Source organism: Niastella sp. sgz303648 (assembly GCF_059587045.1).
Genome location: NZ_JCAPSW010000017.1, coordinates 102,594 through 126,572, shown reverse-complemented (window position 1 = coordinate 126,572; position 23,979 = coordinate 102,594). Strand labels below are relative to the sequence as shown.

Here is a 23,979-nt window from a genome sequence, read left to right as displayed (position 1 = left end):
CTGTTGATTTAAAACCTTAATTAATAACCGCTGGTTTGTTTCAGGTTAGGGTTCGACGACAGGTCGGTGGCCGGTAATGGAAATACATTGTATTTATCAGCTACACCGGTACCTGCTTTTACACCGCCCTTCCAGGCCCATACATAACTGCTGCCGGTAAATTTTCCATAACGAATCAGGTCCGTGCGACGTTGGGCTTCGTAATACAGTTCGCGGGCCCTTTCATCTAAAATAAAATCAGTGGTTAATGCACCTGCTGAAATATTACCCGTATTATCGCCATAAGCGCGTGTACGTAACAGGTTGATGTAACCCAGCGCGGTGGTGGCATTACCACCATTGCCTCCGCGCAGTACCGCTTCGGCATAAATAAGATACATCTCAGCCAAACGGAATAACGGGAAGTCTACATCGGCCCAGTTACCAGCGGGATCGGCATGTGGCGCCGCACCGCCCGACCGGGTAAGGTTTCGGAATTTAAAGGTTGAATATCCATCGGCAGCTGTATACAGGTCGTTCATGTTCAGATTTTGACCTGAAGTATAAAATTGCGCGCGCTTATCGGTATTACCGCTGTAATCGCTGAACAGCGTAACAAAATTTTGTGTACAGCGCAATCCGCTCCACGTGCCGCTCGTACCCGACATTTTAGCCGGTACACCTGCCGGTCCGTGAACAAGATAGGTAGTACCACCCCAGTTTTGCGTATAGGTGGCATCGTAATTAATAGTGAAAATAAATTCTTCGGTATTTAAATTGTTATCAGCCAGCATCAGCTGCGTATAATCATCGTGCAACTTATACCCCGCCCCTATTACTTTATTGGCATAGGTAATAGCATCGGTATATCGCTGGGTGCCGGTATATACCTGTGCATTCAGGTACATGCGTGCCAGCAGGGCCCATGCGGCAGCCTGATCGGCACGGCCATATTCATTGTTCTTTGCCTTTACCAGATCGCCATCAATTGCTTTTAACTCCGATTCAATATAATCGAACAGGTCTTTGCGCTGGATCTGTTTGGGAATTACTGTACCAATTGCATCGTTCTCGGTAATGAAAGGCGGATTAGCGAACAGGTCCATCAGCACCCAGTATTGATAGGCTCTTAAGAATCGCGCTTCGGCGCGGTAATTACGAATGCTGTCTACCGTAACAGTGCTAAAGCCTTTGCTGGTGATATTCGATTCAGACGCCTGTCGTATAAAATCATTGCATAAAGCTATCTGAAAAAAAGCGCGGTAGTAAACGCCGCCAATAATAGGATTAATCGACGACCAGCTCATTTCGTGTAAACCCTGTACTCCGGCATCATTTTGCCAGGTCCATGAAGCTTCATCGGTGGTGAGCTCCTGTAAGTTCCAGTACAGTCGCAGAAAATCGGAGTTGCCTTCATCGGCAATAATTTCTTTCGGAATATCCGGTGTTCCTGTACCGCCTGTGTTGCCGGTTAAAGCAAAAGCAGCATAGGCTTTGGCCAATGCCAGTTTGTAACCGGTTGATGTGCTGTACACATCCTGTGCAGTAATATCATTGGTTGGCGTAAGATCGAGCTTTTTGGTGCAGGATGCCATCACTACTACTGCAACCGCTATTATCATTGATATATTAAGCGAAACTTTTTTCATACGTTTAATTTGTAGTTCAAAACATCGTTAAAAGCTAAGGTTCAGACCCAGTGAAAAAATTCTCGGACGCGGATAAAAATTATTATCTATACCGTAATTACCGGGAGTGGTATTGGTGGTGGAGGCCGCTCCGGGGCCAATTTCAGGATCAAGACCGGTATATTTTGTGATCACAAATACATTCTGCACGTTGGCGTTTACACGCATATTCACTTTGTGCTGATAAATATTTCCCACATTGTACCCGATAGTAAGGTTGTCCATTCTCAAAAACGAGCCGTTCTGAATATAATAATCACTCAGCAGGGTTTGCCCGTTTCCACCTTTAAACAGGGTGCTGAGGTAGTTGGATGAAGCATTATATACAACACTGTTACCTATAATCTGGTTGAGGGTGCCTGTTTGGCTGTAAGCATTATTGTAAACGTAATTGCCTAAACTGGCACGCATAACAAATCCTGCATTCCATTTTTTGTAAGTAACGTTGGTGCTGAAACCAAGAAACACTTTAGGATCGGCCGACTTGCTTTTAAACAGATCATTTTGATTGATGATGCCGTCACCATTCTTATCAACAAATACCCCTTCGATAGGTTTACCTGTATTATCGTACACCTGTTTGTATAAATAAAAAGTGTTCTTTGGAGATCCTACTGCATTGATAAAGGCAAATTGTCCACCTATACCACCGGCAATATTACCGGTGGGAAAACCAATATAAGTTGTATCGTCGGGTATTACCGTTAACCTGGTAAGGGTATTTTTATTATAGGTAATATTAAAGCCTACATCCCAGTTAAAGTCTTTGGTGTGCAATGGCTGTGCATTGATGCTCAACTCAACTCCTTTATTTTCCATATCACCCACATTGGCAATGGTGTAGGCCGAAAAGTTTGAGCCGCCCGGTTGCGGCACCTTGCTTAACAGGTCTTTTGTTTTTTTGTAGTAAAAATCAATGCTACCTGTTATACGGTTATGCAAAAAACCGAAGTCGAGGGCAACATTGGTAGTTGCCGTTTCTTCCCATTTACGGCTGGCATAAAACCCGCCGGGGCGGTATCCCTGGTAATAAGTATTACCCAACTGGTACGAAGCATTTTGCGAGCTGAGTGAGTAATACGACAAATAATCATAGTTACCGATGGCAGCACCATCCTGCTGCCCGGTGATGCCATATCCCAAACGAAGTTTAAGATCAGATATAATTGTATTGTTCCTTAAAAAGGCTTCTTCGTTTATTTTCCAGGCCAGGGCTACCGAAGGGAACATCCCCCATCGCTTATTTGGCGAAAAACGCGACGAACCATCACGGCGCAGGGTAGCCGTTAATAAATAGCGGCTCCTGTAACTGTAATTGGCGCGGCCAAAGAATGAGATAAGCGTATGTTCTGGCTTATCATACGGGAAGGCAGGGTCTGAATTAGGGATTTTCACGCCATGCGCATCGTAATCGGCATAGTTGTAAATTTTTGTAAGGAAGTCGTTATACGAATAACCAGCCATTACATCTAACCGGCTGTTTATCGAAGTAAGGTCTTTTACATAATTCAAATAAAAATCCAGTACCGTATTCGTTACGGTTCTTTTATACTGTGTATTTCTGCCATGCCGGGCATAATCAGCAGCAGCGCTATCGGGTACATATATTGTTCCTGCACCATCCGATACATCGTAAGCGAGGTTCAGGTTGGCATGCAGGTCGGGCAGAAAATGAAATTTATAATCGAGCTGCAGATTGCCGATACTTCTTTTAGGATTGCTTTTATCGTACCGCTGGTTCAGCAAACCAACCGGGTTTCGTGCGGCCAGGGGACTCAGGGTATCGCTTATTACCCATTCATAATATCCGCCAAAGCGATTGCTTTTTAAATTAACCGGTTGTGTTGGATCAAAGCTGATAGCAGCGCCGATGGCCGTCTGGTTACCAAAGCGGGCATTGAGTAAACTACCTTTCAGGTTAAGGTCTACTTTCAGGTGATCATCAAAAAAAGAAGGATTCAATGCAAAGGCCACACTGCCTTTTTGCAAATAATCGGTTTTTAATACACCGTTCAGATACTGGTAGCCGAGCGACAGGCGATAAGGGAATTTTTTAATACCGCCGGTAAAGCTGATGTTATTATCTGTTCCGGTAGCCGTTTGGTAAATCTGATCCTGCCAGTCGGTGTTGGCCGACCCCAGCATCGCTTTTTTATCGGCGGTCCCTTTGTCATTCACGATAGCACGAATTTGATCGCCGCTTAATACCGATACCTTTTTGGTAATGGCCGAAACAGAGTTAACAGAGTTGAAATTTATTCTCAACGCATCGCCCCGTCCCTTTTTAGTAGTAATTATTATAACACCGTTCGAGGCGCGCGTTCCGTAAATAGCAGTAGCCGACGCATCTTTTAATACGGTAAACGATTCAATATCGTTGGGATTGATAAAACTGAGCGGACTACCGGCGCCGGCAATGGGATCGTTATCCAACGGAACGTTATCAATTACGATCAACGGGTCGTTGCTGGCATTTAAGCTGGCGCCGCCGCGTATTCTTATAGTACTTCCCACGCCAGGCTGGCCGCTGTTGGAAATAATAGAAACACCCGGCACTTTACCCGCGATCAGTTGTTCAGGCGAGGAGATGCTTCCTTTTTGAAAGTCTTTGGCTGTAACCGTTGCCACAGCGCCCGTTAAATCTTTCTTTCGTTGCGTTCCGTAACCTATAACTACCACTTCGCTCAGCGAATTGCTGGTACCGGTGAGTGAAACCACCAGGTTACCTTCGGTAGCCGGCATTTCTTTCGACGTAAATCCAACAAAAGAAAAAAGGATCGATTTTACACTGTCGGGAACAGCGATCCTGAAATTTCCGTTTACATCAGTTGTGGCTCCTGGGGCGCCTGATCGGGATGGCATTACAGAAACACCCGGTAATGGGGTGCCATCTTTTGCATCGGTAACTTTTCCGGTAATGATTTTGTTTTGTGACAGGGCAGCAGTGCCAATAAATAATAGCACCAAAAGGAGGTGGGTCCTCACAAGCAATCGTTTTTTCATTGCAGTTTTTTTAAGTTAAAAACCCGTCTGTCTTTAAGGCAAGCATTTCGGGTATTTATTTATTCGCTCGCTAAATTTTAAGTTGGCAGTTGATTTCTCGCAAAGACGCTCCCGCCATGGCGGGACAAAGTTGATCGCTTCGCGATCTGTAAGAACGCTAAGAAAAGGCTTTGCGGCTTTGCGCCTTTGCGCGAGCACTCTTTTCTCTGCCAGCTTTCTGTATTGCAAGGTATACAGGATGTGATTGTTAGGTTTGTTCAAACGTTCATTTCTCTGGTTCTAACTGGTTATTGGCTTAAATCATTGGAAAAATGCATTTCAATTGAATAATTTTATAATACAGATTAAAAGAGAACCTAAATTCCCGATAAGCTGCGCCTGCCATGGTGAAGAATCATACTACACATAGGAACCATCTATATATTATATTATGTACGCTTTTGGCGACGGCAGCTTTGTATTTATTACCTGCCGAAGCCGCCGCCCAGGCGCCCAACCTCAGGTTTAAACATATTTCAAATGAACAGGGCCTGAGTAACAGTACGGTTGAAGCTATTTTTCAGGACAGCCGGGGTTTTATGTGGTTCGGCACCCGCGATGGCCTGAACCGATACGATGGTCTTGAAATGCTGGTGTATAAAAATGACCCCGCCGACAGCAACAGTTTAAGCGACCCTTACATAAGATGTATTTATGAAGATCATAACCAAACCATATGGGTGGGAACCATAAATGGTTTGAACAAACTGAATCGCGAAACAAACCAGTTCACCCGCTACAAAAACAAACCGGCCGATGCACACAGCCTGAGCGCCAAACTGGTTACCTGCCTGGCAGAAGACAACGAAGGCAACCTGTGGGTGGGCACCTATGGAGGCGGTATCAACGTGCTCAATAAAACCAAACCCGGTTTCGATCATTTGCAACATTCCAGCACCGATGCCGGCAGCCTTGCCGATAACCGTGTTAATTACATTTTTAAAGACAAAAGCAATAACCTGTGGATCGGAACAGAAGCAGGTCTTAGTTTATATAATGCAACCAGTCGCCGTTTTACCCGCTACCGCAACCCGGCCGATACATCTGCCTCGGGCAATGCCATTCGCGTGATTCAGCAGGACAGACTGGGAAATTTATGGCTGGGCACCGAAGACAATGGCTTATACCTGTTCGATCCCCTGCATGGCAGCTATACCTCGTTTGTACATGCCGACAAAGATTCGGGCAGCCTTGGTAACGATATGATCAAAAGCCTGCTGGCCGATAAAAAAGGCAACCTGTGGGCCGGCACCATCAACGGCGGACTGAATTTATTCAACCCTTCAAAAAATGCTTTTTTCCATTATCACGATGAACCGGGCAATGCCGCGAGTTTATCGCAAAGGACCATTTCGGCGCTTTATGAAGATAACCAGGGCAATTTATGGATCGGCACCCACCGCGGCGGTATTAATTGTTATTCGCCCGGCATCGAAAAATTTAACCTGTACCGGCAGGAATTATACGGCAACAGTATAAGCTATAGTGATGTAAAGGCTTTTTGCGAAGACAACAGTGGTAATATATGGATCGGCACCGATGGCGGAGGGCTCAATTTATTTTTACGCGACAGCCGAACTTTTGTACATTATAAATACAATCCGTTCAACGATAAAAGTCTTGGCGCCAATGCGGTGCTGCATGTGATGCAGGACCGGAAAGGGAACCTCTGGGTAAGCACCTGGGGTGGCGGACTGAACCTGATGGATAAAAGAACGCGCACCTTCACCCGCTTTCAGCATAACCCCAACGACAGCAACTCCATCAGTTCGAATTTTGTTCAGAAAGTTTTTGAAGATTACAAAGGCGATCTGTGGGTGGCTACCTATTATGGCGGATTGAATCTGTTTAACGTGGCAACCAGAAAATTTACGCGGCTGATAAACGACCCTTCGAACCAAACCAATTTAACCGGCAATAATATTGTTTCGATCTGTGAAGATAAAGAAAGCAATATCTGGATCGGCACCGACGATGGTGGCTTGAATTGTTATAATCAAACTACCCGGCATTTTACACATTACTTCAATAATGAAGAGCGCATGCCCGATTTGCGGGTGATTTTTTGTGACAGCAAAGGACGCATATGGGTTGGCCAGAAAGGATTGTACCTGTTTGATGCCGCCAGAAACACGTTTTCATTATATACAGATAAAGCCGGTTTAAGTACCGAATTTATAAAAGGCATAACAGAAGATGAGCAGGGCAATTGCTGGATAGCCACTTCAAACGGATTAACGCGTTTCAATCCCGAAACCGGCGCCTTCAAAAAATACAATACCGGCGATGGATTGCAGGGACTTGAGTTTGAAGCGAACGCTTATTTAAAAACCAGGAACGGTGAAATGTATTTTGGCGGCATCAACGGCTTTAACTGCTTTTATCCATCCAATATCAAAACCAACAAGTTCATACCGCCTGTTTATATTACCGGGTTACAGGTATTCAACAAAAAAGTAAATGCCGGTGAAAACAAATCGCCCTTGCAATACGATATCAGCGTAACCAGGGAAATAACTTTATCGTACCGGCAGGCCACTTTTTCGTTCAATTATGCCGCGCTTGATTATACAGCGCCAGAGAACAACCAATATGCCTATAAAATGGAAGGGCTTGATAAAGACTGGAACTATGTAGGCAAAGAAACAAAAGCCAATTACACCAATCTGGCCCCGGGCGAATATACCTTTCATGTAAAAGCAAGCAACAACGACGGCACCTGGAACGAAGAAGGCGCATCCATAAAGATCATCATCACCCCACCCTTCTGGAAAGCAGGCTGGTTTATTGCCCTGTTGTTTATAATGGCCGCGGCCGGTTTATACTGGTTCTATAAATTCAAAACAAAACTAAAACTCAAAGAACTGGAAGAACAGAAAAAAGAAGAAATGCACCAGGTACAGCTTCAGTTCTTCACCAATATTTCGCACGAGTTCCGTACACCGCTGTCGCTCATCGTTGGTCCGTTGGAAAAACTGATGAAAGAAGACGGCCACCAGGCTTTTCGCCATTATTATACCATCATGCATCGCAATGCCCATCGCCTGTTGAGTTTGATTACCGAACTGATGGACTTCAGAAAGATCGAAAGCGGTTCGCTGCACCTGAGCGTTACAAAAGGCAATCTGAATTCTTTTATGGAAGAAATTGCCGAAGAATTTATGGACTGGGCCATGCAGAAAGAGATCACCTTTACCCTGCACAACGCTGTTAGTTTGCCCGGCACCTGGTTCGACCGGCAGGTAATGGAAAAAATTGTGTTGAACCTGCTGCACAATTCATTCAAATACACAAAAAACGGGGGCACCATTTCGATTGAACTGCTGCACTCGTTAAGTGACTTTACTCCTTCCTTTAAAAATGAGCTGATATTAAAGAACGATTTCCGTGGCAAAGCCTATGCGTACATACGTGTGGCCGATACAGGCATAGGCATTTCGAAAGAATCGCTGCAACACCTGTTCGAACGCTATTACCGCATTACCGAATCGCACCTTGGTTCAGGTGTGGGTCTGGCATTTGTAAAAAGTTTGGCCAAATTGCACAAGGGAGATGTATACGTATACAGTGAGCGCGACAAAGGCACCGAAATAATTATCGGCATCCCCGTTGATGAAAATGATTATAAAAAAGAAGAGAAAAAACTAACCGGCCATACCGAAGGCGGCGTTCGGCTCGAGAGCCTGAGCAGTCAGCATGAGCACCGGTTAGATATAACAAACGAAACGATAGCAGCCGCCAATGGGTTCCACACCGACGAGGCTCCATCGAAATTAATTTTACTGGTTGAAGACAATGAAGAATTAAGACAATTTTTGAAAGACCACTTATCGGCCTACTATAAAATAGCAGAAGCAGCCGACGGACACGAAGGACTGGCAAAAGCCAAAGAAACATTCCCCAACCTGATTATCAGCGATGTGATTATGCCCGGCATGAATGGCATTGAATTGTGCAAAGCCATCAAGCAGGATATTGAAACAAGCCATATACCCTTCATCATGCTAACGGCCAAAAGTGCCGTTAAATCGCAGGTAGAAGGATTAGGCTCCGGCGCCGATTATTATTTTGCCAAACCGCTGAACCTCGATCTGTTGCTGCTCACCATTCGCAATGTATTTAACCAGGGCGCCAAGTTGAAAGAGCATTTCAGCAGGGAACATCATATTGAAGCGATGGACCTGGTGCATTCGGAAAAAGATAAGGAGTTTATGAATCATGTATTGCAGATCATCGACTCGCAGCTGGTTAATCCCGAATTTGATATTGAACATTTATGCACCCAAATGGGTATGAGCCGCACCAAACTATATCAAAAAATAAAAAGCATCAGCGGCCAGTCGATCGGCGACTTTGTACGAACCATCCGATTAAAAAAAGCTGTTCAGATCATGACGCATGAAGATGTTTCGTTAACAGAAGTAATGTACCGCATCGGTATACAAACCCAATCGTACTTTACCAAAGCATTTAAAAAAGAATTCGGCAAAACGCCTTCGCAGTTTATGCAGGAGGTGAAAAGAGTGTGAATCATACCTTAAAGTATAATAATTATTCATTTAATTTGCCTGGCACGGCAATAAAAACCCGTACGTTTACCGTTTACATACCAAAAATTTTCAGGGTGTTTTTGCATGCAGGTTATTGACTGCGAGGTAAGCGGAAACTATTACACGGTTCAATTCCTTTAATTTTTTATTAATTCAACTATAAATGAAAAGGTTAAATTTTTTTTTGGTTTTACTCATTTGTTCAGTTGAGCTATTGGCACAATCAAAAGAGGCAGAAAAGGCAGGCATAATGAGCGCCCGCGATAAGGCCAAGGTAGATCTGATGGAACATTTAAACGGCTACCAGGCCCTGAGAACTATAAGCAATATTGCCCCAACAGTTACATACCGCGTAATATACAATGGCACCATTGGCGATTTTTATTATGATCCTACTGATGCTACCAGTACCGATGATTCGGCTATGGTAGTGGTGGCGCCCGGAGGTAAAAGGTTTAAAAGATATGTCGAGAACAATATCGATGTTCGATGGTTCGGGGCTAACCCGGCTGAAAATACAGCAGATGACTATCCATACATTCAGCGGGCAATTGACTGGTGCATCAAAAACCGGAATCATGGAACTGTTTATATTCCGGCAGGTGTATACTGGTTGTCGCGCGGTTTACTTATTCGAAAAGATGACAACAAAGATGGAGTATCCGAATTTGTAAGCGTAGATATTGTTGGCGATAAAACCGGGGGCAATGATGGTACCGGTACTTATGGCGATGGGGGCGAAACTGTGTTACATTTAACAGACAGCAGTGACTTTTGTATAGGCGTACAAAAAGGCAAAACAATGACCATTAAAAACCTGTCGATGACAGGATTTAATCTCACCTACTACATCAACGCACTGAACATGTGCGATAATGCTACCAAATGGACATTACCTGGTATCAGAAATAATCGATACAGCCCAAACGCGGGCGTTGTAATTGATCCGTTTGGTACTTCGGCAGTACTGGCAGCCAACAGGTATCCGCTAAGAACCGGTTTGTATACCGAAGTAAACGCTTCGGGCAGTACTTCCATCTCAGTAGAAAATGTTTACATGAAGGGGTTTGCTGTTGGTATCATGAATTCGCCCAGCGGTATGACACAGAACGGTGAATGCAACAATTTTGAACACCTTTGGATTAGCCACACTGCATCTGCTATTGCCATTGGTAACCAACAGAACCGAACAATCTATTGCCGTGATATCAAGTGCTGGGGCGGCAACGAGGTGATCTTTGATCATGAGCGGTATGGCGATGGTACCAGCAGTGCAGTGTATACTGAAGATATCAATATTGCAGGCGGTAACAAGTGGCTTACGGCTACGACCAACTGGGGAATAGGATACAATCACAAATTCAATGATATACACGCCGAGCTATTGTATGGCATTGGAGGCGACATTGTCAAAGGCAATCAGTTGGGTAATATCACACTAGACAACTGTACTATTGACCTTACAGGAGAAAGCTCAGGTTCACAACATCGCGCCCCGATAATTGCCTGGTGTAATATATTAAACATTAATAACTCCTATATTGGCTGTTATAGTGAAAGCGACCCGAACATGTTTTTTGTGAATGCACAAATGGTAATTCGACACAATTGCACCGGCAACCTGGTTCTTACACAGGGTCCTTTCGACAATACAGTATATAATGAGCTGAATGCAAATGAAGGCGAAAGACCGAAATATTTCATAACCGATGGTTCGGGAATTGCCAACACAATTGTATTGAAACCAGGACTTGAGCTTTACAAAAACGGCTACCTTGATTTAGCTTCGACAGGATTACAAATGAAGCAAAAATTTTGTGGAAAAGGGATGAATGTGTATTCACTTCCCGGCACCTTTACGCCAACGACTATAGATACAAAAACCGCCACCTGTGTATTTAAAGTGGGGACACAAATTTTTAAGTGCGCTCCCGGGGCCCAGGTAGTAAGCTATTTGCCCGATGATGTAACCGGCACACCTAAACTGGCTTCTGTAGGAACTATAGCATCAGTGAATGTAGCCGCACAAACAATTACGGTAACGAGATTATCGGGTAAGGTTCATAGCGGCAGCGCATTGTCTTTGTATATGTATCAGCAACCGGTACTTCACTCCACGGCAAGCTTTTATATTGGCGATATTGCAGGAAATACAATAACTAATATAACGGGTGATTTTGGCGCCAATCATATGATGCAGGCCGGACAGTATTTCAATCACCCTGCATTTCCCGTTGGAACGTACATTACCGCTGTTAGTGGTAACTCAATAACCCTTAGTACAAACGCCTTATATTCACAAACCGGGGCATTCGTATTGAATGAAACAAACTGGGAAAATACCGGTTTATCGGGCGAATTACAGGCCGGTTATACAGGTTTCTACAATTCAATTGTATTTAAGGAAGGAGATATTATAAGACCCGGATATCCCACTCAAACAAACACCATTGATACAACAAAACTATTATGGGTTTGCGTAAAAGCAGGCAAACAGGGTGATGCAAGAGCTCCAAAGTTCAGGGTTATTGGCGGTGCGCCGGTTGAACCCTATCAACGTACCCTGCGAAGCACTATAACTTTTGATTTCCCATCGATTACCAACAACAACAGTTCTTCCACAACTGTATCTGTTCCGGGAGCAACTGATGGCGATATTGTTTTAATTACCAAAAAAAACGGTGAAGCCCTGAGTAATGGCGAAACATATAATGCATGGGTATCGGGCTCAAATACAATTACTGTTAGGCTAAACAATAACAGCGGCGCCCCTATGGATCTTCCGGCGCAACATTATAATATAATGGTTATAAAATATTAAACCGGTCAGTTTTTTTCGCTTGCAGAATCTTTTTTTACCGGCACTATTTTATAATCATCCAATATGATACCTTTTACGCCCCGTGGTTTCCGGGGTGCTGACGCAGGAGGAGGAAGTGAAGCTGAAGAATCAGGAATCGCCTGCGGGTGTTGAACAACAGAATCAATCTTAGGAAGATTTATAAATGGAAGATTAGCGATTGTATCATTTTTAACAGCTGCGCTATCAATTACGGAAGGAACAGCGGTTGGAACCAATGGTGAATATATGGGAGTTGCTTTTTTTGCAATTACCGAATCTATTTGCAGGCTATCCATTTTTCGCTGAACAGGCGATGACTGGTTTTGCGGTTGCTGCGGGTAATTTTCCGGTTTAATTTTTTCGCTTTTGTAATTAAGCCATATCAAAACAATTGTCGTGATTACAATAACGCATCCTGCAAAAAGCCATAGCTTTCCCCATCCGGTAAAATGGCCGGTTGATTGGCTGGTATTGCACGATTGGCCTGTATTATCAGCATCGCCGGGTGCCTGGTTTAGTCCGGCATCGATCGTTGCCCAGATAGCATCAGCCATATCGGGCACTGTGCATTGCCCGGCCTTTTCTGCGATCAATTGTTCATATGATGTACGCTCATTCACTATTTAGCCGTAACTGATAATTTTTGTTGTAAAATTTTTCTTGCTTCACTTAAATGCCACTTGCTGGTTCCCTCACTGATACCCAGTTGCTGTGCTATTTCTTTGTGGCCATAGCCTTCAATGGCAAACAAGGTAAATACGGCATGAGTAGCCGGCGGCAGTTGTTTTATCATGCACATGATTTCATCAGCATTTGTTTTTTCAATAATACTGTTACTGATGCCCGGATCGTACGCTTCTTCCAGCTCTTCGCTGCTGAACCGGCTTCGATGTTTTATATGATCAAGCGCTTCGTTTATAACAATGCGTTTGAGCCACGAATGAAAACTTCCTTTATTTGTATCAAATGAAGCCATACTTTTAAACACTTTAATAAAAGCATGACTGAGAATATCTGCAGCATCCTGCTCGTCTCTCGAATAGCGCATAGCGATGCTCATAGCAAAAGGATACATTTGTTTGAACAAACTTTCCTGAGCCTTTCTGTTGCCGGCTTTGCAATCAGCAATTATGCTATGTAATTCCTGCTCCAGTGTTCTTTCTATCTATTTTATCTTACCATTTTGTATCATTCACTTTCCGGGTAAAGAGTGCAGTTGTTATAGCGGCTATTATAAAATGGTCTTTTTCTTCCAGTTCATTGTATATCCAAACGCTTTTATCAATAAGATCAATAATCGCCATAACGCCATCGGCAGTGCTCAGTTCATAGCCACTCAGCATTTTAATGGGAAATCTTCCCTGTTTACCGTTTGCTCCTTCCATATTTCGAACCGAAACGGATTTTATAAATATGGTATCTTTACCGTTGGTGGCAGTACCATTATCATCCGACGGTACATACTTGAACAAGCTTTTTACAGAATCTATTTGCCGGTCATATGCGTTACTCATAGCCAGTTGCCAGTTACCGGTGCTATCGGCGCCCCTGGTTTTTATTTGTGCTGAAAAAATATATTCATGTTGCTGAATCTGTGTCAGGCCGTTCAAAATACTATTACTGCTCATTGCATGGTACCCGATGCTTCGGGACAATTCCTTTTCCTGACCAGAAATATCTGCCGTATTTTTTTGATCAGATATAGTATACCTGAACCTTGCTTTATCCGTTGACACATGTTCCTGCTTTTGCACCCCTGCCGGCGACAACAACAAATTTTCGAGAAAAAAACCATTATCACCCGAAGACATAATATGTAATCCTCTTTTAATTCTTGAGGTTGAATAATCACCTACTACCATTTTATTTTTCCGGGCGCCCTGCACACGCCAGTTTGTTGCCTGCTTTTTAAAGGTATCGGGTATCGATAACTTCATGGCTGTACAGGAAGTAAATATCAGCGAAACGATCAGGCTTGTTATACTTTTCATATATAGGTTAGTGTTTAATTACCGGGTTCTGCTGCAATACCCCCACATGCAATGCAAAGGTTGGGTAATGGCGTAAAAAAATTATTTTTTTCTTTCACCCAACCTCTGCCGGGTATACGCGGGTATTACCCCCGAAGCGCTTCAAAAGAATTAGTAAATATTAAACTTTATTACATGAGTAACATAATCAGAAAGATTCAGTCTATATTTTTAATTACTGCAACGGCAGGAGTGCTTACAGCCTGTCAAAAAGAATCGAGCAACAATAATGAATGCAAAACCGATATGCAACATATATCAGGCACTTATAAATTAACGGCAGTAAAATATAAAGCGAACAGTACAGCTACGGAGGTAGATTATCTGCCATACTTAGACAACTGTGAAAAAGATGATATAATAGAATTGCACGCCAATGGCACTTATAATTATAACGACGTTGGTGTAACCTGTTCACCCAATGAAAGCAGTAACGGCACCTGGAATGTAAAAGACAATGTACTAACCACCAGCGAAGCTGGTATTATCGACAACGGCGTTGTTTCGGCCTTTGATTGTAAGCAGTTGGTGTTTTATCATGATGATTTAATTGCGAAAGGAGATAGAATGATATTTACGTTGACGAAACAGTAAAATTTTATAATACACCCTCCCTTTATCGAAAACAGCCTGAAAGTTATTCAGGCTGTTTTGCCGGTAAAAATTACCTTGTCATTTTCTAACCAACCTATTACTTTATTAATTTCATATTCAATTTCAGGATAAAAGCTATCAAGGATTTTTTTCTGCTGATCAGCAGTAAGATCGTCCCACGTATCAGTGTAGCCATTAGGCACTTCGACAGTTAAACCATAGCCAATTGCCAAATTGTTTAAAAAATAATAACCGTTACAATAAAGTTGGTAAAAAGTCATCAAAATTGTCGCAAGGTCGCCATCCCTTTTAAGTGCCTTACGTAATAATTTCAATAGCTTCCATTTTTCGTATTCTCCCCCGTCGATATGTTTTTCTAAAAGTTTGTACAACTCATACTTTGCCTTAGTGTCCTTATACCCATATGAGATTAAGTCTAAATAATCTTCGGGACTCAACATAAGTTCCAGTTGCTTGTTTTCATAAAGCCATTGCTCAAATTCCAATACACTTTTATCACCATAAAGTGTTTCAAAAAATGTTTCTTTTATGTTGGTTGGGAGGTTCAATGATCTTTTTTTTAGTCTGTACAGATAATTTATATAACACTGCAATATGAAATTCCCCCCAAAAAAAATTAAACATTTAATTCCTTCCAGAAGACTTCCCTCTCAACACACCACTCCTTCGCATCTAAAACCAGAAATCTTTCATTTTCAATAAAAAAATCTAAAAAACTTTTTTTGGAGTAATCCCAAAACTACTATCTTTGCCATCCCAAAAACGAACGAGCTAAAAAAACGGAAACGTTTTACAGCATAAGGATCGGTAGTTCAGTTGGTTAGAATGCCGCCCTGTCACGGCGGAGGTCGCGGGTTCGAGTCCCGTCCGGTCCGCAGGTAATCTGCACTTAAAGCCCTCTAAATCAGAGGGCTTTATAATTTTAGTTTATTTTTCGGGTCCGCGTTTTTTCACAGTCTTCATTTTCGCTTTTATTAATTTCCATTCGATCAATTCTTTATAGATTGTCTGCGTGAGAAAAATTAATTCCTCCCAGGGTGCATATGCTGAGGCATAAATCGATGATTTTTTTGGTATCCTATAAAAGTTAATATTTTGAATTTGTGCGGTTTGGTAAGGTTTATGCGGCCATATAATTGAGAGACGCCTGCTTTGCTGTGACAAAAAAGGAGGCATATATGGAACCTAAAATTATTATCCATTTTATTGGAAAAAGATCGCGGCTTACCCATCACCAATTACTTCCCATTTACCTGCGCGTTACTATTGATGGCGAGCGTTTTGAAGCAGCAACACATCAACATACAGAGCCTACCAACTGGTCGCCTTCAGCCGGCAAGGTGATTGGCACTTCAGATAGTGTAATGCATACTAATATGGACCTCGATGAAATCAGAAAGAAAGTCTATGATTATAAAGAACAAATTCAAAAAGAAGGGCGCCAGTTCAGTGTGCGAACACTTAGGGAAAAATGGTTCGGCCAGGATCGCAACACACGTACGTTATTGGAAGCAGTTAGATTAAGCCTGCTTGACCTGGAAAAGCAGGTAACAAAAGGTGTTTATAAGAAATCGACACAGACCAAGTACAAAACGATGGAAAAGCACCTGGTCAATTTTTTGAAATGGCGTGACTTAGGAAGTGATATCTTATTGAAGGACCTGCGTTTGCCTTTTGCATCCCATTTTGTTTATTATTTGCAAGGTGAATTGGGCATGACCATAAACTCAGCCGGCAAAATGATAAAAAATTTAAAAAAGATTGTTCGTGATTGTGTAGACAAGGAATGGTTGGATAACGATCCCTTTTCCCGGTACAAAGTGAAGCACATTGATCCCAAAGTTCCTCACCTTTCAGATGAAGAACTTCATCGGCTTGAAGTAAAAGAAATAAGTATCCCGCGCCTGGCAACGGTACGCGATATCTTTGTTTTTAGTTGTTATACGGGATTTGCTTATGTTGATGTAATAAACCTAACATTGAATCATCTTAAAATTGGCATTGATGGTAAACAATGGCTAATCAAGAATCGTCAGAAAACTGGCATTTCTGAGAGAGTTCCTGTATTTCCTCCAGCAGCGGCCCTAATTGATAAATATAAGGATTATAGCAATAAATCTCCTGAACACCTGCTGTTCCCTGTTCCATCAAATTCAAAAGTAAATGCCTATCTGAAAGAGCTTGGAGACATTTGCGGCATCACAACAAATCTTAAATTTCATGTCGCCAGGCACACTTTTGCTACGACTGTTACTTTGGGAAAAGGGGTACCCATTGATACTGTTAGTAAAATGCTCGGGCACAGAAGTGTAAAATCTACTCAGATTTATGCCCGAGTAACTGATAAAAAAATTAGTGATGATACGAAGGGGTTGTTTGAAAAGCTGGGTGAAAAGTAAATAAGCTGTTTTTTGTACTTACCTAATAGGCTTCTTGATCGAGCCGTTTTTCATTCCTGTATAAAAGTTACCTGGCCCTTTAAGGCCTTGTAGTGCCAAGGCTTACAAATAGCATTTTAGCTCTTTTGCTATTATCTTAGCAATGCGGCTGTTTTCTTATTTTTTGTGCTTTGTAGGATCCACAAGTTTATTTGTGGAATGCGGCTCTGGGGTGAAGAGACTTATGGAATAAAACTATGCAGCTAAACATCAAATCTTGTCCTGCGTCAATTGTTTCAATTCGATAACCTTTTTTGCGTGACGGGAGACAGGAGCAAAAAGAAAGGACGGCGATAGCAGGTTGGGATCCCCGATTATTCGCAAGGGCAAAAGACAGCAGGGCAGCGGGGCAAGAAACCTATCCGGCGCCCACACCAACCCAAAACAATAACTGGTAGGCGCAGGACAGGCTTCGTGTTTCCATTACGCATATTCGGGGTAATCTGCTACCTTCGCCGGCCTTCCTTTTCCTTGACTATGTACAGTCAAAAGATTACTTTTCACTTAGTTAAAAATGTACGGCTATTGCCTAAATTTGAGCATTAGCGCAAATCGAATAAACAACTTGCAAGATGAAGAATTTTGACAGTAGGACATATAGTATTAATGACTTTTTAGAATGGAATGACAAAAAGCAATTGCAACTTTCTCCAAAATTTCAAAGAAAATCCGTTTGGACCGAAGATGCAAAGTCCTATCTAATGGATACAATTATTAGAGGCAAGCCCATTCCTAAAATTTTCATTCGACAAACAATTAATGTTGATACACGTCAATCAATACGAGAAGTCGTTGACGGACAACAAAGATTGCGAACAATCATTTCTTTTCTCAATGACGGATTCGTAATAAGTAAAAAGCATAATGAAAGATATGGTGGTTATTTTTTTAGTCAACTTGGAAATGTTGACCCTGAAATCCAAGCTCAGATTTTGAACTACGAGCTCGCAGTCGACCTTCTCGTTAATTTACCAGATAATGAAATATTGGATATTTTCAGCAGGTTGAATTCTTACTCTGTAATTCTTAACGAACAGGAAAAAATCCATGCTAATCACTTTAGTCTGTTCAAAATAGTAGTAGATAGGCTTGCCCATAAGTTCAATGATTTCTGGACTGAAAATAAACTTCTGACAAACCAGAAGATATTACGTATGGAAGACACTACATTGGTAGCTGATTTAGTAATCGCAATGTTGGAAGGTATCCAATCAAAAAAACAAATAAAATCATTCTACGACAAATTTGAGAAAGAGTTCAATTACAACACAGATACTATAGTCGATAGCTTCGATAAAACAATGTATCTGATAAAGGAAGTGTTCGACGAAGGGCTAAAGAATACGGAGTTCAAGAGAATTCATTTGTTCTATTCACTTTTCACCAGTTTTTACCACACTTTATTTGGACTGAAAGAAATTGATATACCCGTTCGAAAAATTGAAAAGACTAAATACGAACAAGTCAAAGTCCGACTTACAGAGCTTAATTTACTTTTTGAAGTAAAATTAATTAATCAGCTTCCTCCTGGAGATATTCAGTTCTTAGAAGATAGCAGGAGAGCTACTACCGATACTACGGTGAGAACAAGGAGGACTAAATACTTATTAGCAATTATTAATTCAATTTAATATGGCTTTAAATCAGAATTTAGTTGATTTCAGAGCCACTATTAATGAAATGAAACAGCATATTCAGTTTGCCCATCAAAAATATGCTAGAGGTAATTTCAAAATAGCTGCAAATCTTAGAATATTCATTACTGAATCAGCGTTTCTAAAAATGTTTGTTGCTTGGGAAACATTTGTCGAAAGCTCCTTTATTGATTACCTGATAAATGAAGAATCTATTTTACGGAGAAGACCTGCTAAATGGGCGACGCCCATTGATAGAAAGCATGCAAATCAAATAATTATCGGTAATCAGAAATATATGGATTGGTCTAATCCCGAAACCGTTAGAGCGATTAGTAAGATTTTTTTCCATCAAGGTTATGTATTTGACATTGCTTTATCTGCTATAAATGCAGATTTAATGGACATGAAAACAATCCGAAATTCAGCAGCTCATTTATCATCTACCACATCTGACAAATTAGATGGTTTGGCGACACGAATATTATCTACCCCTTGTACAAATTATACCGCATACCAACTATTGTTTGCGACAGACCCACGTACTGGTGCTGCAGCTCAAAATGTACTTGATAGATATTTGACTTTGATTGATATTGCTGCAGAACAAATTGCAAATGGCTAATAGCTCTAGCTAACAAAAGTGGCAGTTGCACAACTAATTTATAAAAGTGATGTAGCCAGGTTTTGATAAACCTTTTTATTTCAATAACTGCTGTAATACTTTAATGATTTGGTATTATTAGCAAAATAGGATCGGAATAACGTCCATAAGTAGAAGTGAGCTTTTTCCGGCCTTTTTCAAGGCCATTACTGCTGTTTTGATTTTTTCTCATGATAATTCATCCATTTTTTAAGATTGTAGGCTATGGCAGCTCCCAGCATAAATTTGTTTGCACTGTTTATCCCTCTTGTCCATATTCTGCGAAGCCCTACAAAGTTGATGAGTGTACGGAGTACAGGTTCTACTGCTGATAGCCTGAGCTTTTTCATCTTCTTTGCATAGAGTGTCCCAAGCCTTTCGTGCATCTGATCGTAAAGTAGTTTGTCCACTGTTTATTCCAGCTTTTATAATCGGCTCTCCCTCCAATGCAACTTGTTTTTAAGGGACAATGACTAGGTCATTCTCGTCCTATTTGCCTTATATAAGGCGACGGGTGCTTCGTTGGTAATAGAAGTCTGATAAGTGCTGTACACGTTCAACTCGTCCTTATTTTCTTTTAATTGGCTCAATAGTCCATAAAGTTTTTTCGCCCCTTGTCTTGTGGTATATTCCTCAATTGCTTCAACCAAATTCTGCGGTCTATGCTGGTCGACTTTGATTTAATAGAAAGTCAATGATCTATTTATTGAAAAAAATAGAATTCATTGACTTTCTTTCCTTATGAATGAATGAAAAGCCAATCTCACTCTATTCTCAATTGTTCGATCAAGTTCAATTGCTTCTTTAAATGCTAGTACGGCTTTTGCTTGTTCTCTTAAATTCAGCAACGTAACACCATTGAAATAAAGTATCTCCGCTTTTTGCTTTCCTTTTGCTCCGTTAATTGCTTTGTCAAAAAGTTCCTTAGCCTTGTTGAAATTTTTCTCGCCAAAAGCTTTTCTTCCCGCAGTAACAAATTTGTGAATTCTGTCTTGTGTGAATATCGGTGCATTTAAATTATACTCAGTCTTTACCAGATCGATAAAGTCCACTTCATCCATATTGTAAAGGGAGGGCAATAATAAACCGTTTTGTTTTCTGTGATATAGGATCCCCAGGTTTGCTTGCTTAATATGCAAACCCACGCTTAAAAAATCAGGGGAACTACCTAAAAAATTTATGCTGTAAGCCCCTTCGGCGGCGTCTCCATGTGATATTATATGTGAGCCTTCACCCACAAATGCAAATTCACCTCTATAAGTTTTTACATAAAAATTGTAAAAAAACTTTTCTTTAAACACTACATGAATCTTATATCCACCAACGCTGTCTATTTTGCCATTTTCTATGACTTCATCCATGGCTGATGATAATTTTGAAAAAAGTGGATTCGTTTCTTGCTCCATCGTGAGGTTCATTTCCTCAAGTATTATCGTCGGCTTGTTAGTAACAGGCAAATTCTTATTTTGTTGCTTCTTTTCTTTCTTTTTGGTTTTAGGGGCAATACCCATCACACTTGATTGGAACGCATTAAATGCCTGGTGATTGCCTATCCAGGACGAATGAACGGAACCATATTCGTTACTCTTAAATTTATAAATAGTTGGAACAGGCCCATAACACAAAAGAAATTCGGTTTTATAGTCAGATACCTGGTGGTAATATTTTAAGATATTGATTATTTCATCAATAGTACTATCTTCTTTAATTTCGGAAAAAGCTTTTTCTGCAGCATCAATTTCTCCTGCAAAAGAGACGCAGATATTTGAGTTGATAATAATACTTTTTATTACTCCCTCAGAAGGATTTGTTTTTTGCTTCCTAACCTCATGGTTTGGATAAGTAAGTTTCGTGTCACTTACTATAGATAATTGGTTTTCAAATTTTCGGGCTACAACTAAGCTCATGAATATTTAGTTAGATATCAGTTTATATTAATTAGGCCGGCCGATAAAAGCCAGCATATAAGATGTTCTCTCTAGTTTCGAATACCTAAGAACCCTTTTAATTTTGCGAGCCAATTTTTTTTCTTTGGGTTACTATTACTAGAATGAACTCTTCTGGCGTTTATTTCATTTCTTAAATTTCTCGCATCTTCAGCAACTTTATGCCTTGTATACGGCGTTACCCCTGCAAAATCTCCTCTACCTGTAATTGAAGGAAAGAAACAGTTCTCATGGCAATGTATTTCATTTTCTATATCCAACATTCCTAATGTAAAATGATATAGCTGTTGACCAACATCACTTATGCCGGCAGGAGCCATAAATAGCGAAAGCATTTGCAAAACTTCCATTGAGGCTAAATGAGAGCTAAAAACGTAAACGTTTTCGTGAGCATTTACAATTTTAGATTGATCCCATGTTTTAATGTAATCGGGATCATCCAACATGCCGCTGATTTCGAGAGAAACGTTTTCAGTCTTATACTGTCCTAAACACTCTAAACATGGTCTTTTGTAACCGATCGTTTGAGCTTTCCAATCAGCGCCAGCAATATTGGTATTGCTTTTATTTGTTCGGACAAAAATTCCACCATCAATCACGGAGATCAGGTGAGCATAAGAAATAAAGTTCAAAACCTGCCTTGGCCAAGGTCTATCAACGCAACTGAAGAGAATATCACAGCTTAGTGCTGCTTCAAATCCTTCTTTTTCGCAAATGCTATATTCACAACAAGCGATTTTTACTTTGGGGGCAGAAGCGCTTCTTTGAATTCCATCGGCAACTGCCAATACCTTCGCTCTACCAATATCTTCTTTAAAAACATTGGTTAACCTATCCAGATTCTTTTCTTCAACACTATCAAAATCAATTAGCGTAAAGTTTGCAATTCCGGTGCGTGCAAGGATTTCAGTAACAACACTACCGACACTTCCCAGTCCAACAATTCCAATTCTAAGGCGGGATAAATCTTCTTGTTTTTTAGATCCCCACGCTGAAATTGTCCTGAGCTGTTTATTAATATCAAATGACGGTGGAAGCAAATTGTCGTTGAAGGTTACTGATAATTTCTTTCCAATGACCCGAACTGTTTCACACCAAAGCCGGTTATATGTTCTTTTCTGAGTTTCATGCTTTACCCAAAATCTCGCACTCCAGGCACCATCGGTGCCGAGTGTCATGCCTAACAAAGGCAATCCCGTTGCAGCTTTTACAGCAGGTGATATTCTTGTTTCAGCAATAACATCAGGGCCACTCATTCCCTGCCAGCCCGGAGAAGGATGAGAGTGCAAGAAAACAATGCCTTCTTTTCTGTCCCTTGCAATTTGTATCACTCTTTCTAAATATTCCGGCATAAAGCCTACATCTCCATGCACTTTCCGTTCACCTTCTGTCGGCAATATTATAAACGAAAGAATACCAGTAGTTCGCGCATTACCAGTTGACGGGACATATGTTGCAAAGCAAAGGTCTTCCTGGCCATCATTACGGATTAAATGGGAAACTAACTGCTGCTGGAAATCATCAGTGATTATAACGCTATAAGTTCTCATAAGATGGTTGCAAATAAATTTCTGATGTGCGCTAAATATGTTTTAGCATCTTTATTGCTTCTGTTCCATTCTTTGAAGGGCCGACTCCAATACTGCCAATCCGCTCCCAAAGGGCTGGCGTTTATTCCACCGTAAGGATGGCTACCTCCACCACCACTTACCGGTAGAAGGTGCGGCTTAAAATGAGGGCCTGGTGGGGCGTTCATGGGAAAACTATCATTCACCTGTAAGGCCATTTGCACTTTTTGCCCGGTAAATTTTCCAACAGGGATTTCGTATTCAATAGCAACGAAATCAGCTGCAGGCTCCTGAGTTGGATAGCCAAGAGCCTGCAATTGATTGATAAAGTCTAATTTAGCCATAGATGATTTTTTATGATACGCCTGTTTCACCTCTGAAGGCAGACACAAACTTTACAGCCGGACAAATCATTTTGATAGGTGTGGTCGGGCTGTCTTTAAACGATGTTTGGGACCCATCGACATTTAGCCTAACCAGATAATAGTCTGAGACGGGTGTTAATCCCGCTGCTTCCAAAATTTGGTTTGCCGTTAATTCCTTTTGTTCAGTAGTTTCTGGTTCGTCGTCTACGAAATAATTAAATACTTCTGTAGGTTTAACCACAAACTGTTCTATGCCCGGCTTAGCCAAATCGACTGGTTCATTCAGGTCGATTTTTTCAAAATCACATCCTTTTAGCTTTTGATAAAGCCAATAGCATTCTACTGGCGAAAAACCTGCTTTCTGTAGAATTTCCTGGCCTGTGACTATCTGTTTTTCAAAAACATAATGCTTTTCATTTACCTTTACCATATACTGTTTTCCATGAGGCGGATTTTTACCTTCTTTTGTAAATGCCTCAATATCAACAACTCCTTCCTGGAACTGCTGATCCTCTGAATTTTGAGCCTGATTTTCCATCGTATAAAAAATTTTGTTTTATACTTATTATATGTTGGTGACAAGCTTTTTTTTGCAGGTAACCGTAAAAAAAATTACTTTACCAACATTACTAATCATGA

General features: G+C 41.2%; 17 protein-coding genes and 1 tRNA gene. 7 read left to right on the top strand and 11 right to left on the bottom strand.

Going from position 1 to position 23,979, the window contains the following annotated elements; genetic code table 11:
- Positions 1-20: 20 nt before the first annotated feature.
- Together AC59IL_RS32620 and AC59IL_RS32615 are read right to left on the bottom strand one after the other, a co-directional pair.
- Positions 21-1,628 carry a RagB/SusD family nutrient uptake outer membrane protein gene (locus AC59IL_RS32620; RefSeq protein ID WP_496556443.1) on the bottom strand — a complete coding sequence of 536 codons (1,608 nt, stop codon included), beginning with the start codon at positions 1,626-1,628 and terminating at the stop codon, positions 21-23.
- A 27-nt stretch (positions 1,629-1,655) separates the two neighbouring features.
- Positions 1,656-4,670, bottom strand: a complete 3,015-nt coding sequence (locus AC59IL_RS32615; protein WP_496556442.1) for a SusC/RagA family TonB-linked outer membrane protein — start codon at positions 4,668-4,670, stop codon at positions 1,656-1,658.
- A gap of 440 nt (positions 4,671-5,110) precedes the next feature.
- On the opposite strand from AC59IL_RS32615, the gene AC59IL_RS32610 reads away from it, so the two are divergent.
- The gene (locus tag AC59IL_RS32610) at positions 5,111-9,238 is read left to right on the top strand and encodes a hybrid sensor histidine kinase/response regulator transcription factor (protein ID WP_496556441.1); all 4,128 of its coding nucleotides are present in this window, start codon (positions 5,111-5,113) and stop codon (positions 9,236-9,238) included.
- 184 nt (positions 9,239-9,422) lie between these two features.
- Positions 9,423-12,080, top strand: a complete 2,658-nt coding sequence (locus AC59IL_RS32605) for a putative phage tail protein (protein WP_496556440.1) — start codon at positions 9,423-9,425, stop codon at positions 12,078-12,080.
- Between the two features lie 5 nt (positions 12,081-12,085).
- Here AC59IL_RS32605 and AC59IL_RS32600 read toward each other — a convergent pair whose 3' ends face one another.
- The 3 genes from AC59IL_RS32600 to AC59IL_RS32590 are packed head-to-tail and all read right to left on the bottom strand — an operon-like array spanning position 12,086 to position 14,092.
- Positions 12,086-12,721, bottom strand: a complete 636-nt coding sequence (locus AC59IL_RS32600) for a hypothetical protein (RefSeq protein WP_496556439.1) — start codon at positions 12,719-12,721, stop codon at positions 12,086-12,088.
- Positions 12,721-13,254 (bottom strand): RNA polymerase sigma factor, encoded by a 534-nt coding sequence (locus AC59IL_RS32595; protein WP_496556492.1) that lies wholly within the window; start codon positions 13,252-13,254, stop codon positions 12,721-12,723. Before AC59IL_RS32595 ends, AC59IL_RS32600 begins: the two co-directional genes overlap by 1 nt.
- A 22-nt stretch (positions 13,255-13,276) precedes the next feature.
- On the bottom strand, positions 13,277-14,092 hold the full coding sequence (locus AC59IL_RS32590; protein WP_496556438.1) for a hypothetical protein: 816 nt from the start codon (positions 14,090-14,092) through the stop codon (positions 13,277-13,279).
- A 174-nt stretch (positions 14,093-14,266) separates the two neighbouring features.
- On the opposite strand from AC59IL_RS32590, the gene AC59IL_RS32585 reads away from it, so the two are divergent.
- Positions 14,267-14,725, top strand: a complete 459-nt coding sequence (locus AC59IL_RS32585; RefSeq protein ID WP_496556437.1) for a lipocalin-like domain-containing protein — start codon at positions 14,267-14,269, stop codon at positions 14,723-14,725.
- Positions 14,726-14,772: 47 nt separating this feature from the next.
- Here AC59IL_RS32585 and AC59IL_RS32580 read toward each other — a convergent pair whose 3' ends face one another.
- Positions 14,773-15,294, bottom strand: coding sequence for a hypothetical protein (locus tag AC59IL_RS32580; RefSeq protein ID WP_496556436.1), 522 nt, complete (start codon positions 15,292-15,294; stop codon positions 14,773-14,775).
- Positions 15,295-15,547: 253 nt separating this feature from the next.
- On the opposite strand from AC59IL_RS32580, the gene AC59IL_RS32575 reads away from it, so the two are divergent.
- The 4 genes from AC59IL_RS32575 to AC59IL_RS32560 all read left to right on the top strand — a co-directional run bounded on the left by AC59IL_RS32575 (position 15,548) and on the right by AC59IL_RS32560 (position 19,443).
- Positions 15,548-15,621, top strand: a tRNA-Asp gene (locus AC59IL_RS32575).
- 303 nt (positions 15,622-15,924) lie between these two features.
- On the top strand, positions 15,925-17,145 hold the full coding sequence (locus AC59IL_RS32570) for a site-specific integrase (protein ID WP_496556435.1): 1,221 nt from the start codon (positions 15,925-15,927) through the stop codon (positions 17,143-17,145).
- 611 nt (positions 17,146-17,756) lie between these two features.
- Positions 17,757-18,815, top strand: coding sequence for a GmrSD restriction endonuclease domain-containing protein (locus AC59IL_RS32565; RefSeq protein WP_496556434.1), 1,059 nt, complete (start codon positions 17,757-17,759; stop codon positions 18,813-18,815).
- A 1-nt stretch (position 18,816) separates the two neighbouring features.
- On the top strand, positions 18,817-19,443 hold the full coding sequence (locus AC59IL_RS32560) for a hypothetical protein (protein WP_496556433.1): 627 nt from the start codon (positions 18,817-18,819) through the stop codon (positions 19,441-19,443).
- 185 nt (positions 19,444-19,628) lie between these two features.
- Here AC59IL_RS32560 and AC59IL_RS32555 read toward each other — a convergent pair whose 3' ends face one another.
- From AC59IL_RS32555 to AC59IL_RS32535, 5 genes are all read right to left on the bottom strand, one after another.
- On the bottom strand, positions 19,629-19,847 hold the full coding sequence (locus tag AC59IL_RS32555; RefSeq protein WP_496556432.1) for a transposase: 219 nt from the start codon (positions 19,845-19,847) through the stop codon (positions 19,629-19,631).
- A 336-nt stretch (positions 19,848-20,183) separates the two neighbouring features.
- Positions 20,184-21,368 carry a tetratricopeptide repeat protein gene (locus tag AC59IL_RS32550; protein ID WP_496556431.1) on the bottom strand — a complete coding sequence of 395 codons (1,185 nt, stop codon included), beginning with the start codon at positions 21,366-21,368 and terminating at the stop codon, positions 20,184-20,186.
- A gap of 71 nt (positions 21,369-21,439) precedes the next feature.
- Positions 21,440-22,957, bottom strand: a complete 1,518-nt coding sequence (locus AC59IL_RS32545) for a ThiF family adenylyltransferase (protein WP_496556430.1) — start codon at positions 22,955-22,957, stop codon at positions 21,440-21,442.
- Positions 22,954-23,319: an E2/UBC family protein gene (locus AC59IL_RS32540; RefSeq protein ID WP_496556429.1), complete on the bottom strand. Its 366-nt coding sequence runs from the start codon at positions 23,317-23,319 to the stop codon at positions 22,954-22,956. Before AC59IL_RS32540 ends, AC59IL_RS32545 begins: the two co-directional genes overlap by 4 nt.
- A gap of 10 nt (positions 23,320-23,329) precedes the next feature.
- Positions 23,330-23,878, bottom strand: a complete 549-nt coding sequence (locus AC59IL_RS32535; RefSeq protein WP_496556428.1) for a multiubiquitin domain-containing protein — start codon at positions 23,876-23,878, stop codon at positions 23,330-23,332.
- Between the last annotated feature and the right edge of the window lie 101 nt (positions 23,879-23,979).

Bases quoted from the DNA above. Each gene is read 5' to 3' on its own strand.
- AC59IL_RS32605 (WP_496556440.1), top strand. From the start codon at position 9,423: ATGAAAAGGTTAAATTTTTTTTTGGTTTTACTCATTTGTTCAGTTGAG.
- AC59IL_RS32535 (WP_496556428.1), bottom strand. From the start codon at position 23,878: ATGGAAAATCAGGCTCAAAATTCAGAGGATCAGCAGTTCCAGGAAGGA.
- AC59IL_RS32590 (WP_496556438.1), bottom strand. From the start codon at position 14,092: ATGAAAAGTATAACAAGCCTGATCGTTTCGCTGATATTTACTTCCTGT.
- AC59IL_RS32555 (WP_496556432.1), bottom strand. From the start codon at position 19,847: ATGCACGAAAGGCTTGGGACACTCTATGCAAAGAAGATGAAAAAGCTC.
- AC59IL_RS32540 (WP_496556429.1), bottom strand. From the start codon at position 23,319: ATGGCTAAATTAGACTTTATCAATCAATTGCAGGCTCTTGGCTATCCA.
- AC59IL_RS32550 (WP_496556431.1), bottom strand. From the start codon at position 21,368: ATGAGCTTAGTTGTAGCCCGAAAATTTGAAAACCAATTATCTATAGTA.
- AC59IL_RS32560 (WP_496556433.1), top strand. From the start codon at position 18,817: ATGGCTTTAAATCAGAATTTAGTTGATTTCAGAGCCACTATTAATGAA.
- AC59IL_RS32565 (WP_496556434.1), top strand. From the start codon at position 17,757: ATGAAGAATTTTGACAGTAGGACATATAGTATTAATGACTTTTTAGAA.
- AC59IL_RS32545 (WP_496556430.1), bottom strand. From the start codon at position 22,957: ATGAGAACTTATAGCGTTATAATCACTGATGATTTCCAGCAGCAGTTA.
- AC59IL_RS32620 (WP_496556443.1), bottom strand. From the start codon at position 1,628: ATGAAAAAAGTTTCGCTTAATATATCAATGATAATAGCGGTTGCAGTA.
- AC59IL_RS32615 (WP_496556442.1), bottom strand. From the start codon at position 4,670: ATGAAAAAACGATTGCTTGTGAGGACCCACCTCCTTTTGGTGCTATTA.
- AC59IL_RS32585 (WP_496556437.1), top strand. From the start codon at position 14,267: ATGAGTAACATAATCAGAAAGATTCAGTCTATATTTTTAATTACTGCA.
- AC59IL_RS32570 (WP_496556435.1), top strand. From the start codon at position 15,925: ATGGAACCTAAAATTATTATCCATTTTATTGGAAAAAGATCGCGGCTT.